Origin of the sequence: Streptomyces sp. NPDC058751 (assembly GCF_042746485.1) — a bacterium.
Taxonomy (GTDB): domain Bacteria; phylum Actinomycetota; class Actinomycetes; order Streptomycetales; family Streptomycetaceae; genus Streptomyces.
Map to the genome: position 1 here is coordinate 131,684 of NZ_JBHYPZ010000021.1, position 12,872 is coordinate 144,555.

General features: G+C 72.1%; 12 protein-coding genes. 8 read left to right on the forward strand and 4 right to left on the reverse strand.

The features are described from left to right. Position 1: 1 nt before the first annotated feature. Together ACFW6B_RS20800 and ACFW6B_RS20805 are read right to left on the reverse strand one after the other, a co-directional pair. Positions 2 to 652 (reverse strand): AIM24 family protein, encoded by a 651-nt coding sequence (locus ACFW6B_RS20800; RefSeq protein WP_386597948.1) that lies wholly within the window; start codon positions 650 to 652, stop codon positions 2 to 4. 1 nt (position 653) lies between these two features. Then, complete coding sequence (locus ACFW6B_RS20805; RefSeq protein WP_386597949.1) at positions 654 to 1,286, reverse strand: AIM24 family protein; 633 nt, start codon at positions 1,284 to 1,286, stop codon at positions 654 to 656. A 247-nt stretch (positions 1,287 to 1,533) separates the two neighbouring features. On the opposite strand from ACFW6B_RS20805, the gene ACFW6B_RS20810 reads away from it, so the two are divergent. From ACFW6B_RS20810 to ACFW6B_RS20825, 4 genes are all read left to right on the forward strand, one after another. After that, positions 1,534 to 1,878, forward strand: a complete 345-nt coding sequence (locus tag ACFW6B_RS20810; protein ID WP_386597931.1) for a DUF3817 domain-containing protein — start codon at positions 1,534 to 1,536, stop codon at positions 1,876 to 1,878. Further along, complete coding sequence (locus ACFW6B_RS20815; RefSeq protein ID WP_386597932.1) at positions 1,875 to 2,168, forward strand: MTH1187 family thiamine-binding protein; 294 nt, start codon at positions 1,875 to 1,877, stop codon at positions 2,166 to 2,168. Before ACFW6B_RS20810 ends, ACFW6B_RS20815 begins: the two co-directional genes overlap by 4 nt. 294 nt (positions 2,169 to 2,462) lie before the next feature. Continuing rightward, complete coding sequence (locus tag ACFW6B_RS20820; RefSeq protein ID WP_386597950.1) at positions 2,463 to 4,241, forward strand: glycosyltransferase family 2 protein; 1,779 nt, start codon at positions 2,463 to 2,465, stop codon at positions 4,239 to 4,241. A gap of 3 nt (positions 4,242 to 4,244) precedes the next feature. Continuing rightward, positions 4,245 to 6,200, forward strand: a complete 1,956-nt coding sequence (locus tag ACFW6B_RS20825; RefSeq protein WP_386597933.1) for a galactose oxidase-like domain-containing protein — start codon at positions 4,245 to 4,247, stop codon at positions 6,198 to 6,200. Between the two features lie 27 nt (positions 6,201 to 6,227). Here the strand turns inward: ACFW6B_RS20825 and ACFW6B_RS20830 are convergent, their stop codons facing one another. Next, the gene (locus tag ACFW6B_RS20830) at positions 6,228 to 7,226 is read right to left on the reverse strand and encodes a glycoside hydrolase family 6 protein (protein ID WP_386597934.1); all 999 of its coding nucleotides are present in this window, start codon (positions 7,224 to 7,226) and stop codon (positions 6,228 to 6,230) included. 122 nt (positions 7,227 to 7,348) lie between these two features. Next, complete coding sequence (locus tag ACFW6B_RS20835; RefSeq protein WP_386597936.1) at positions 7,349 to 8,329, reverse strand: DUF5937 family protein; 981 nt, start codon at positions 8,327 to 8,329, stop codon at positions 7,349 to 7,351. Between the two features lie 73 nt (positions 8,330 to 8,402). On the opposite strand from ACFW6B_RS20835, the gene ACFW6B_RS20840 reads away from it, so the two are divergent. The 4 genes from ACFW6B_RS20840 to ACFW6B_RS20855 all read left to right on the forward strand — a co-directional run bounded on the left by ACFW6B_RS20840 (position 8,403) and on the right by ACFW6B_RS20855 (position 12,554). Next, complete coding sequence (locus ACFW6B_RS20840) at positions 8,403 to 9,755, forward strand: MFS transporter (RefSeq protein WP_386597937.1); 1,353 nt, start codon at positions 8,403 to 8,405, stop codon at positions 9,753 to 9,755. Positions 9,756 to 9,876: 121 nt separating this feature from the next. Beyond that, positions 9,877 to 10,386 carry a MarR family winged helix-turn-helix transcriptional regulator gene (locus tag ACFW6B_RS20845; protein ID WP_386597938.1) on the forward strand — a complete coding sequence of 170 codons (510 nt, stop codon included), beginning with the start codon at positions 9,877 to 9,879 and terminating at the stop codon, positions 10,384 to 10,386. A gap of 63 nt (positions 10,387 to 10,449) precedes the next feature. Continuing rightward, complete coding sequence (locus ACFW6B_RS20850) at positions 10,450 to 10,782, forward strand: DUF3817 domain-containing protein (protein ID WP_386597939.1); 333 nt, start codon at positions 10,450 to 10,452, stop codon at positions 10,780 to 10,782. Positions 10,783 to 10,853: 71 nt separating this feature from the next. Further along, the gene (locus ACFW6B_RS20855) at positions 10,854 to 12,554 is read left to right on the forward strand and encodes a methylmalonyl-CoA mutase (protein WP_386597940.1); all 1,701 of its coding nucleotides are present in this window, start codon (positions 10,854 to 10,856) and stop codon (positions 12,552 to 12,554) included. Positions 12,555 to 12,872: the final 318 nt, after the last annotated feature.

Here is a 12,872-nt window from a genome sequence, read left to right on the forward strand (position 1 = left end):
GTCAAAGCTTCTCCTCCGAGGCCTGGACGTACACCGAACCGCTGCCGCTCAGCTCCAGCTGGAACGCCTCGCCGGAGCCGCGTCCCACCATGTCGCGCCAGCCCAGCGCCGTGGACAGCTTGTTGCGCACGTCTCCGTGGTGCGCCACGTACGCCTGCGGGTCGACGTGCACCGCGCGCTGCGGGGTGATCGGGACCTCGAAGACACCGCCGTGCGCCATGACGGCCACGGCCCCGTGGCCCTTCAGCGTGGTCGTGAAGAGCCCCTGGCCCGTCACCTGGCCGCGCACCATGCCCATGACGCCGCCCTGCGAGCCGAGGAACATCGTGCCCTGCTGGAGCGTCCCGTCGAAGGCCAGCAGCCGGTCCGCCTCGACGTACAGCGTGTCGCCGGTGAGGGTGATCACGTGGACGTGGTGGCCGCCGTGCCCGAAGAGCACCGTGCCCGAACCCTCCACGGTCATCAGGGGGGTGGCCTCGTTGGCCAGGCGGCGGCCGATCATCGACATCACCCCGCCCTGCCCGCCCTGGACGTTGGGCGTGAACGACACCTCGCCCTTGTACGCGAGCATCGCGCCGCGCTGACTGAACAGCCGCTGCCCCGGCACCACCGTGGCCTCGACCATCTTCGAGTTCACCTCGCGGAACGCCATCTCAAACATCCCCCGCGATCGTGTTGCGCTCGCTGGGCTGGACGTAGACCAGCCCGTCGCCCTCGAAGCGCATCTGGAACGCCTCGCCGCCGCCCTCGCCGAGGAGCGTGCGGAACGTCACACCGGACTGCAGCGACTGCCGTACGTTCCCCTGGTGCGCGATGTAGGCGCCCGGGTCGACCGTCAGCGGGTACTGCGCGCTGACCCGCAGCACCACCGCGGGGCCGTCCGACATGATCGCCGCCTGGCCGTGGCCCTCGACGGTCGTCGTGAACAGGCCGTTGCCCTGCGAGGCGCCGCGCAGCCCCGTGAACGTCGTGCCCGTGCGCAGACCCGCGTCCGTGGCGAGCAGATTGCTCGACTCCACGTACAGCTTGTCCCCCTGAAGGGCCACCAGGTTGATCTCCGAGGCCCGGTCGGCGAACCAGCAGGTGCCGTGCCCCTTCACCTCCATCACCGTCATCTGTTCGCCGGTGAGGCGCCGGGTCACCATCCCCCGGATCCCCTCACCGCCCCCGCTCAGCTTCTTGAAGGCCATCTGGCCGTCGTACGCGACCATGGAGCCGTTCTTCGCCTTGACGGCGTCCCCGGTCATGTCGACGGCCAGCACCTTGCTGCCCTGAAGTCGAAACATCGCCACGCTGCGAAGGTAGCCGCAGCGTCGGGCCCGCGGACAGGGTCCGTGGGTGGATCCTGTCCCTGATCCGCCCCCTAGGGGACGCGTCGTCCGGTGTCGTCCGATATCGCCCGGCACCATCCGGCGCCGCCCGGCCCCCCGGACCCGGGCCCCCGCACGCCGGATGCCACAATGGCCGGGGCGCTTGTGCTCGCGTTCACAAAGAAGCGTCTCCCCCGACAGCGAATCCCACCGAAGGTGACCCGTGGACATAAAGACCGCCACCGCACTCCGCCGGCTCCGCCTGGTCTCGGCCCCCGAAGCCGTTTCCTTCCTGCTGCTGCTCGTCTGCTCGGTGCTGAAGCGGACCACGGACTTCAACGCCGTCCCCGTGATGGGCGCCGTCCACGGCCTCCTCTTCGTCCTGTACGTGATCTTCTGGGCGGACGCCTGGAACCGCGCCCGGTGGAGCTTCGGCACCGGCGCCCTCTACCTCGTCCTCTCCGTCCTGCCCACCGGCGGCTTCTTCGCCGACCGCAGGCTCAAGCGCGAGACCGAGGACGCGGTCGTCGCCTCGCGCGCCGTCGGGGAAGGGGCCGTGAAGGCATGATCGTCGCCTTCTCCGTGACACCGCTCGGCGTCGGCGAGGACGTGGGGGAGTACGTCGCCGACGCCGTCCGCGTGGTCCGCGAGTCGGGCCTGCCCAACCGCACCGACGCCATGTTCACCTCGGTCGAAGGCGAATGGGACGAGGTGATGGCCGTCGTCAAGCGTGCCGTCGCCGCCGTCGAGGAGCGCGCGCCCCGCGTCTCGGTCGTCCTCAAGGCGGACATCCGTCCCGGTGTGACGGACGGCCTCACCTCCAAGGTGGAGACGGTGGAGCGGCACCTGTCGGCGTGACCCCGTGGCTCCGTGCCCCCGTGGTCCACGGCTCCATGACCCCGCAAAGGCGTGACGACATGACCACATGACGGTATGTCGGCATATCGGCATCACCTCGGGCGCGGGTCCCGAGCGAGAACCCCGGTCCCCAGGGCCGGGGTTCTCGTGCGTCCCGCTCCGCACCGGCGTCACCCGCCCGCCCGCCGCCGCACTCCTTCGGACCCGCCCCGCTCGACGTGTCGCGAAAACTCCACTTATGTGTGGGTATCCGCCATGACGATCACCGGACTCGTCGAACCACGGGAGGGCGATGTGCGGCCCGCGGGCTACGACTACGACAGCTACAGCCGGCTCGCCGGACCCCTGACCGAGCCGCCCGCCACCGGCTACCGGGTGCAGTACACCAAGCTGCTGTCGCGCGAGCCGCACCGAATAGGCGCCCTCCTGCTGATGGCCCTCGCCCCGGTCCTCGCCTGCGCGCTCCTCGTCTATCTCGTGTGGCCCACCCACTGGGTGCGGCGCGAGGGCGGCGAGCCGTGGCTGATCGCCCTCGACACCACGATGCTCGTCGCCATCGGGCTGATCGAACTGTTCGTGGTCGTCAACGTCATGAGCATCGCCCACGCGACGATGGTCGCGCGCGACCCCGTCCCCGTCCCGCCCGCCCAGGGGACCCGGGTCGCCTTCCTCACCACCTACGTCCCGGGAAAGGAACCCCTCGCCACGGTCCGCGCCACCCTCGAAGGCGCGGTCGCGCTCACCCACGCCGGCCCCCTCGACGTCTGGCTGCTCGACGAGGGCGACGACGAACGGGCCAGGGCGCTCTGCGCCGAGCTCGGCGTCCGGCACTTCACCCGGTCCGGGGTGCCCGAGTGGAACCTCCCCGAGGGCCGCCACAAGGCCCGCACCAAGCACGGCAACTACAACGCGTGGCTCGCCCTGTACGGGCACGCGTACGATTTCTTCGCCTCCGTCGACACCGATCACGTCCCGCTGCCCGGATTCCTGGAGCGCATGCTGGGCTACTTCCGGGACCCCGACGTCGCGTTCGTCGTCGGCCCCCAGGTGTACGGGAACTACGGGAACAACCCCGTCACCAAGGCAGCGGAGTCCCAGCAGTTCCTCTTCCACGCCCTCATCCAGCGCGCGGGCAACCGCTACGGCTCGCCCATGTTCGTCGGCACCAACAACGCCGTCCGCATCGCGGCCCTCAGACAGATCGGCGGGCTGTACGACTCCATCACCGAGGACATGGCCACCGGGTTCGAACTGCACCGGCACCGCAACCCCCGGACCGGCAGGCACTGGCGGTCCGTCTACACGCCGGACGTCCTCGCCGTCGGCGAGGGGCCCTCCTCCTGGACCGACTTCTTCACCCAGCAGGCGCGCTGGTCGCGCGGCACCTACGAGACCCTGTTCCAGCAGTACGGGAAGGCGCTGCTCACCATGCCCCCCGGCCGGCTCCTCTCGTACACGCTGATGCTCCTCTACTACCCGATGACGGCCGTCAACTGGCTCCTGGGCGTCCTGAGCTGCTTCCTGTTCCTGTGGTCCGGGGCGTCGGGGACCGAGGTCACCGCGTCCGTGTGGCTGATGCTCTACAGCGACGCCGCCGCCCTGCAGATCTGCCTGTACCTGTGGAACCGGCGGCACAACGTCTCCCCGCACGAACCCGAGGGATCGGGCGGCCTGGCCGGCATGGCGATGTCGGCCCTGTCCGCCCCCGTCTACCTGAAGGCCCTGGGCGAGGCGGTCGTCCGGCGCCCCAGCCGTTTCGTCGTCACCCCCAAGGGGCACGGCGCGAGCCCCGACCGGCTGGGGACCTTCCGGCTCCATCTCGGCTGGGCCGCGCTGCTCGCCGTCTCGCTCGGCGCCTCCGCCGTCCTCGGCCACACCCACGCGGCCATGCGGACCTGGGCGCTGCTGGCCATGGGCGTCTGCCTGGCCCCGGTCGCGGTCTGGATCCGCACCCTCGCCGGGGAGCGCCGGACCCGGTCGGCGGCCCCCGCTCCCGCCCGCGTACCCGACCGCCGGGAACCGGCGGCGGGCACCCCCGTCACGGTCACCGGCTCCCCGACAGGAGGCACCTAGGACATGGCCCGCCGGCCCTCGAAGAAGACGAAGAAGACGGCGCTCGGCATCACGGGCATCGCCGTCCTCGCGGCGCTCAACGCCCCGGCCGCGCTCGGCCTCGCCGGTGAGGCGTACCACGAGTACAAGATCTCCCGGCCCGCCTACACGGCGGAGTACGGCTCCTGGAGCGGCGTCGACATCCCCCCGGAGTACCGCACCAACGCGATCCACGCGGCGCTGCTGCACACCGGGAAGGTGCTCATCGTCGCCGGGTCGGGCAACGAGCAGAGGAAGTTCGACCGGGGTTCCTTCGACACGGTCCTGTGGGACCCGGTGAGGAACACCTTCAAGAAGATCCCCACACCGGACGACTTCTTCTGCTCCGGACACGCCCAGCTCCCCGACGGCAGGATGCTCGTGGCCGGGGGCACCGCCCGCTACGAGAAGCTGGACGGCGAGGTCGTGCGGGCCGGCGGCGGCATGCGCGTGAAGAACGAGAACCCCGACAGGACCGTCGTCCTCAAGAAGGGCACCGTCTTCCGTTCGCCCGCCGGCGTCGACTACGTCAGCAAGGCGGACGTGACGGTCCCGAGAGCCCGGCGGAACCAGATCGTCACCTACGACCGCACCGGCGCCATGCAGCCCTGGAGGACCGAGGTCACCGCGGGGGAGGCCCGTGTCTTCGTCGAGGCCGAGGAGGAGGGGCCGGGGTCGGTCACCGACCGGCGGGCCCAGTACGAGATCGTCGGACTGCGCGGCGAGGACGCCCGCAACACGTACGGCCTCTCGGAGAGGATCACCCTGGAGAAGCAGGACTTCCAGGGCATCAGGGCCGCCTACGAGTTCGACCCGAGGGCCGAGCGGTACGTCCCCGTCGACCCGATGGACAAGGCCCGCTGGTACCCGACCCTCGTGGGACTCGACGACGGACGCGTCCTCGCCGTCTCCGGACTCGACGACGTCGGGGTCGTCGACCCCGGTGACAACGAGATCTACGACCCGGTGACGAAGAGGTGGAGCCCCGGACCCCACCGCTACTTCCCCACCTACCCGGCCCTCTTCCTCACCGAGGGCGGAAAACTCTTCTACCCGGCCTCCAACGCCGGGTACGGGCCCGCCGACCAGGGCCGCGAGCCGGGCCTGTGGGACCCGCGGACCAACACCTTCCAGAAGGTGCCCGGCCTCAGGGACGCCGACCGGACGGAGACCTCCGCGTCGGTCCTGCTGCCGCCCGCGCAGGACCAGAAGGTGATGGTCCTCGGCGGCGGAGGCGTCGGCGAGTCCGGGAAGTCCACCGCCCGCACCGCCGTCGTCGACCTCAGGAAGGACAGCCCGGCCTTCACGGACGGCCCCGACCTCCCCCAGGGAACGCGCTACCTGAACAGCGTGATCATGCCGGACGACACCGTCTTCACCACCAACGGCTCCAGGGACTACCGCGGCCGCGGGGCCAGCAACATCCTCAAGGCGCAGTTCTACGACCCCCGCACCAACACCTTCCGCGAGGCCGCCTCCCCCCGCGTGGGCCGCAACTACCACTCCGAGGCACTGCTCCTGCCCGACGGCCGTGTCGCCACCTTCGGCTCGGACCCGCTCTTCGACGACCGGAAGAACACCAAGCTGGGCCACTTCGAACAGCGCATGGAGGTCTTCACCCCGCCCTCCCTGCACCGCGACGGCGACCGGCGCCCGGTGCTGGGAGCGGGCCCCGGGGAGCTGGACGCGAACCACCGGGCGACCTTCGCCACCGGCCATCCGGAACGGGTCGCCAGGGCCCGGCTGATGCGGCCGAGCGCCGTCACCCACACCACGGACGTCGAGCAGCGGTCGATCGAGCTGGGCCTGACGAAGACGGCGGACTCGGTCACCGTCGACGTACCGAGGGACCCGGCGCTGGTGCCGCCCGGCTGGTACATGCTCTTCGTGACGGACGCCCGCGGCACGCCGTCCGAGGCGAAGTGGATCCGCGTCGGGTGACGCCCGGCGCCAGGCCGCCGCAGGCCGTCAGCCGGCGGAGCCGCGCGTCAGCCCCAGGGCGTACTCCGGCCACCACCGGCCGGCCGCCGGTCCGCCCCCGCACTCCCCGTCCGACTCGCCCGGCCGCTTGATCCACAGGTAGGCGTCGAGGAGGGGCTCGCCGGTGGCCGTGGTCGGCCGGGTGCCCAGCGCCCGGCCGGGCGGGTTGCACCAGACCCCCTCCAGCGGGCCGTTGCCGTTGCGGCTGCTGTCGACGACGAAGTGCTTGCCGCCGAGCCTGCCGGAGAGGCGCACGCCGTACTCCCTGCTGACCGCGTCCGTCTGGAAGTTGGACACGTTGAGCGAGAAACCGTCGGCGTGCGCGATGCCCGCCCGCTCCAGGGGGCCGACCAGGTTCTCCGGGTCGGGGATCCAGGAGGGGTTCCCGGCGTCCAGGTACACCTTCGTGCGCGGCTGGCGCTTCAGCCGGACGATCGCCTCACCCAGCAGCCGCTCGCGCTCGGCGTGGTGCTCGCCCGGCGTGCAGCCGTCCACGACGTGGGCGACCGCGTCCGGTTCCAGGACCACCAGGGCCCGGCCGTCACCGAGGGCGCCGGCGAACCTGTCGATCCACCACCGGTAGGCGTCCGCGTCCGCCGCCCCGCCCGCCGAGTGCCGGCCGCAGTCCCGGTGCGGGATGTCGTACGCCACGAAGAGCGCCGTCCGTCCTTCCCGGGCCGCGGACGCGATCGCCGACCGGACCGCCGGAGCGGGGTCGAGCTCGCCCGCCGGCCACAGGGCGACGGGCTCGTCCGCGATCCGGCTCAGCAGCGCGGCGTCCGCGGCACGGCCCTGCCGGCGCCACAGCTCGATCTGCCGGGCCGCCGGGCCCCGCGGGTCGACCCAGAAGGGCGAGCGGGCTGCGGGGCCCGTCCGCTTCGAGGCGCCGCCGGCGGCCGGGGCCCGTCCGGTCCCGGGCTCGGTCGCGCAGCCCGCCATGAGCCCGAGCACCGCGAGTGCCGCGAGGGCGTGGATCAGCCGGGGCATGCCGCTCCCTTGCGCGAAGGTGACGAACGGTCACCAATCGTGGCACAGCGGGCCGTCGCGGCGGGGGAGGCGGCATGGCCCGGTGGGGCGGCCGGCGGTCCCGTCCTCCCCGGTGCTCCCGGTCAGCCGCCCGACGCCAGGGCGATGCCGAGCGGTGTCCGCTCGTACAGCACCTGGTGCCCGTACCGGCGCGAGACGAGCAGGCCCGCGTCGCGCAGGGCGGTGAGGTGCGCGGAGACCGACGACGGGGCGAGGCGCAGCCGGTGCGCGAGCGAGGTCGTGCCCGCCGGTTCGTCGAGCGCGGTGAGCACGGCGGCCCGGCCGCGCCCGAGGAGCCGTACGAGCGCGTCGGGAGCGCGGTCCGCCGGCTCGCCCCACAGGCCGCCGATGCCGCGCGCGGGGTAGACGAGCGTCGCCTGCCACGGAGGCTCGAAGCCGCTGATCACGTCCGGCCAGGAGAACACGCTCGGCATGAGGACCAGGCCCCCGCCGGCCAGACGCCGTTCGTGATGGCCCCCCACCTCCACGGTCAGCGTGTGCGAGCGCCAGCCGAAACGCCGGTCGATCTCGGGGAGGAGCCCGCCGAGGCCGACCTCGGCCAGGCGCCGGGAGTGGAAGGCGACGTCGGCGTCCAGCAGGGCGCGCAGCCGCGGCCAGTCCGGTTCGACGAGGGTGTGCCAGGCCTGTTCCAGCAGGCCCGTCAGTTCCCGGACCAGGCGGGCCGGGTCGGCCAGCAGGGCCCGGCCGCGCGGCGAGGCCAGGGCGCCGGGGGTGTCGGCGAGCGAGCGCGCGCTCTCCTCGCGGGCCACCTCGGGGTCGGCCGTGCGGACGGCGGCGATCTCCTCCTCGAAGCTCGCCGCCGGGCCCAGCGGGGGCGGCCCGAGCCAGTCGGGGGAGTAGCCGCGCCGGGGCATCAGCAGCCACAGCGGGGTGAGGTCGAGCCCGGCGGCCGCCGCGCGCATGCGGCGCAGCCAGGGTGCGTGATAGCCGTGCCGCTCGGGCCGGTTGAGCGTGCGTACCGCCTCCTGCGTCTCCCACAGCGGCGACACCGCGAACCGGCAGTTGAGGAGGTCGTCCTCCCCGAAGTGCAGCAGTGACGGCATGAGCGACCCCGGAAGATTCGGCTGAGGCCGAAACTCTACGTCGTCGCGGCGGGTGCCGGGCACGCTGTCGCCCATGCCGGAAGCAGAGACGAAGGGCCCGACGACGGCGCCCGCACCAGAGCCCGCCCCGCAGGACGCCGCAGGTCAGGACCCGGCGGGCCCCGCGACGCCCGTCGCGGAGGCGGCACCCGCGCGGAGCGGGTACGGTCCCGTGTTCGCCGTGCCCGAGTTCCGTGCCGTCTTCGTGGCGCACGCCTTCTCGCTGCTCGGGCTCGTCGTCAGCGAGATCGCGCTCTCCGTCCTCGTCTACGGTCTGACGGGCTCCCCGCTGCTGAGCGCCCTGACGTTCGCGCTCGGGTTCCTGCCCTATCTGATCGGCGGGACCCTGCTCGCGGGAGTCGCGGACCGCTTCCCGGCCCGCCGGGTCCTGGTGGTGTGCGACCTGGTGTGCGCGGGCTGCGTGGCCGTGATGGTGCTGCCGGGCGCGCCCGTCGCGGTGCTGCTCACGATGCGGGCCGCGCTCGCCCTGGTCGCCCCGGTCTTCCAGGGGACGCGGACGGCGACCCTCGCGGACGTCCTCGGCGACGGCGAACTGTTCGTGCTCGGCCGCTCCCTGCTGCGGATCCTGTCGCAGAGCGCGCTGCTCGCCGGCTTCGGGACGGGCGGCCTGCTGCTCACCGTCGTCTCCCCGCGCCACGCGCTCCTCGTCACGGTCTGCACCTTCCTCGCCTCCGCGGTGCTGCTGCGCTTCGGCACCCGCCGGCGGCCCGCGCGGGCCGACCGGGGGCGGGCGCTCGTGCGGGACTCCCTGCGCGGGGCCCGTCGGGTGCTGGCCGACCGGCGGATCCTCGTGCTGCTCCTGCTGTTCTGGGTGCCGCCGATGTTCGCCGTCGCGCCGGAGGCCCTGGCGGCGCCGTACGCCGAGGGCCTCGGGGCCGGAACGGCCGGGCTCGGCCTGCTGATGTGCGCGCTGCCCGTCGGCACGATCGCGGGGGAGCTGTTCGCGGGCTCGCGGCTGCGGCCGGCGACCCGGCGCAGGCTCACGCTCCCGCTGGTCTGCGTCACGCTGCTGCCCTACGCCGCCTACGCGCTGCGGCCCGGTCTCGGCTGGACGCTGGCCCTGCTGGTGCTCGCGGGCGCCGGATCGGCGTACACCCTCGGCCTGGACCAGTGGTTCGTGCGGGCGGTGCCGGACGAACTGCTCGGGCGGGCCATGACGTTGAACTCGGCCGGGCTGATGACCGCTCAGGGCGTGGGGATGGTCCTGTCGGGCGCGGTGGCGGAGTTCGCCGGGGTGCGGGCGACGCTCGTGGGCGCGGGCGTCCTCGGGAGCGCGGTCTGTCTGGCCCTGGCGGTGGCGGCCCGGCGCTCCGGGCACGGGACCGCGCGCGCCGGGGAGAACGGCGGGGACACCGGGGGCCGGTGAGCCCGCCCCACCCCCTGTCACCGGTCCCGGGGCGTCGGTCCCGGGACCGCCCCCGCGCGGGCCGATACCGAAAAGCGAGACGGGGCTGACCACGATGTGACCGGCCGGTAAGGTCGTTGACGTGCCGAAGCCGCTCAGTCTTGCCTTCGATCCCATCGCCCGCGCCGACGAGCACTGGCGCCAGCGCTGGGGTGCCGTGCCGTCCATGTCCGCGATCACCTCGATCATGCGCGCGCACCAGATCCTGCTCGCCGAGGTGGACGCGGTCGTCAAGCCGTACGGACTGACCTTCGCGCGCTACGAGGCGCTGGTGCTCCTCACCTTCTCCAAGGCGGGCGAGCTGCCGATGTCCAAGATCGGCGAGCGGCTGATGGTGCATCCGACGTCCGTCACGAACACGGTGGACCGGCTCGTGCGGTCCGGGCTCGTCGACAAGCGGCCGAACCCGAACGACGGCCGGGGCACCCTCGCCTCCATCACCGACAAGGGCCGTGAGGTCTGCGACGCGGCCACCCGCGATCTGATGGCGATGGACTTCGGGCTCGGGGTCTACGACGACGAGGAGTGCGCGGAGATCTTCGCCATGCTGCGGCCGCTGCGCGTCGCCGCGCACGACTTCGACGACGAGTGAGGGGCGGGGACGGCTCCCGACCCGGGCGAAGATCGCCCGGAACCTACCGTTACGCTCGTCAGCATGAAATCCAGCGTGCTGACCCGCTACCGCGTCATGGCGTACGTGACCGCCGTCATGCTGCTCGTGCTGTGTACCTGCATGGTCTTCAAGTACGGGTTCAAGATGGGTGAGGACGTCACCTTCGCGGTCTCACAGGCCCACGGCATCCTCTACATCATCTACCTGATCTTCGCCTTCGACCTGGGCTCCAAGGCCAAGTGGCCGTTCGGCAAGCTGCTGTGGGTGCTGCTGTCCGGGACGATCCCCTTCGCCGCCTTCTTCGTCGAGCGCAAGATCGTCCGCGAGACGCTTCCGCTGGTCGGCGACGTGCAGGTCGCTCCCGTCAAGGCGTAACCCTTCCGCCGTGACCCCTCACGGCGGTTTGCCGTCGACATTTACTAGGACGTCCTAGTAAATTTGAGGGCATGGACGCTCACGCCATCGAGGAAGGCCGCCGACGCTGGCAGGCCCGTTACGACGCGTCACGCAAGCGCGACGCCGACTTCACCACGCTCTCCGGAGATCCCGTGGAGCCGGTGTACGGTCCCCGCCCGGGGGACGGGTACGAGGGCTTCGAGCGGATCGGCTGGCCCGGCGAGTACCCCTTCACCCGCGGCCTGTACGCGACCGGCTACCGGGGCCGCACGTGGACCATCCGCCAGTTCGCCGGGTTCGGCAACGCCGAGCAGACCAACGAGCGGTACAAGATGATCCTCGCCAACGGCGGCGGGGGCCTCTCGGTGGCCTTCGACATGCCGACGCTGATGGGCCGCGACTCGGACGACCCCCGCTCGCTCGGCGAGGTCGGGCACTGCGGTGTCGCGATCGACTCGGCGGCCGACATGGAGGTCCTCTTCCGGGACATCCCGCTCGGTGACGTCACCACGTCGATGACGATCAGCGGTCCGGCGGTGCCGGTCTTCTGCATGTACCTGGTCGCCGCCGAGCGCCAGGGCATCGACCCCGCCGTGCTCAACGGCACGCTCCAGACCGACATCTTCAAGGAGTACATCGCGCAGAAGGAGTGGCTCTTCCAGCCCGAGCCGCACCTGCGCCTCATCGGCGACCTGATGGAGCACTGCGCGGAGAAGATCCCCGCGTACAAGCCGCTGTCCGTCTCCGGGTACCACATCCGCGAGGCCGGCTCCACGGCCGCGCAGGAGCTCGCCTACACGCTGGCGGACGGCTTCGGCTACGTCGAGCTGGGCCTGTCCCGCGGACTCGACGTGAACGTCTTCGCCCCCGGCCTCTCGTTCTTCTTCGACGCGCACGTCGACTTCTTCGAGGAGATCGCCAAGTTCCGCGCGGCCCGCCGGATCTGGGCCCGCTGGATGCGGGACGTGTACGGGGCCACCTCCGAGAAGGCGCAGTGGCTGCGCTTCCACACGCAGACCGCGGGCGTCTCGCTGACGGCCCAGCAGCCGTACAACAACGTCGTGCGCACCGCCGTCGAGGCGCTCGCGGCCGTCCTCGGCGGCACGAACTCGCTGCACACCAACGCGCTGGACGAGACGCTCGCGCTGCCCTCCGAGCAGGCGGCGGAGATCGCCCTGCGCACCCAGCAGGTGCTCATGGAGGAGACCGGCGTCGCCAACGTCGCCGACCCGCTGGGCGGTTCCTGGTACGTCGAGCAGCTCACCGACCGGATCGAGGCCGACGCGGAGAAGATCTTCGAGCAGATCAAGGAGCGCGGACTGCGGGCGCACCCGGACGGGCGCCACCCCATCGGTCCGATCACCTCCGGCATCCTGCGCGGGATCGAGGACGGCTGGTTCACCGGAGAGATCGCCGAGTCGGCGTTCCAGTACCAGCGGTCGGTCGAGAAGGGCGACAAGCGGGTCGTCGGCGTCAACGTCCACCACGGGTCCGTGACCGGCGACCTGGAGATCCTCCGGGTCAGCCACGAGGTGGAGCGCGAGCAGGTGCGGGTGCTGGCCTCCCGCAAGGGCGACCGCGACGAGGCCGCCGTGCGCGGCGCGCTCGACGCCATGCTGGCCGCGGCGCGCGACGGCTCGAACATGATCGCCCCCATGCTGGAGGCGGTCCGTGCCGAGGCGACGCTGGGTGAGATCTGCGGTGTCCTGCGCGACGAGTGGGGCGTGTACACGGAGCCGGCGGGCTTCTGAACGACTCCGGGCGGCCCGGCACCCCTGACTGCCCGGCTGCCCGGGCCCGGAACACCAGACAGGCATTTTTCGCCCCCTCCGCCCCTACCCGACCCGTAACGGGGGCTCCGCCCCCGGCCCCCCGCTCCTCAAACGCCGGAGGGGCTGGATCTTCCCGGCCGGGGCTGAAGATCATGCCCGCAAGGGGATGGATCTCGCACCCGCACCCGGGATTCGGCGGGAGGGGCCGTGCCGGTACATCACATGCCCGTCGCCACCGACGATCACATCTCCGTCCAACGGCGACGGGCGGATGTACCGGCACGGCCCCGACCCACC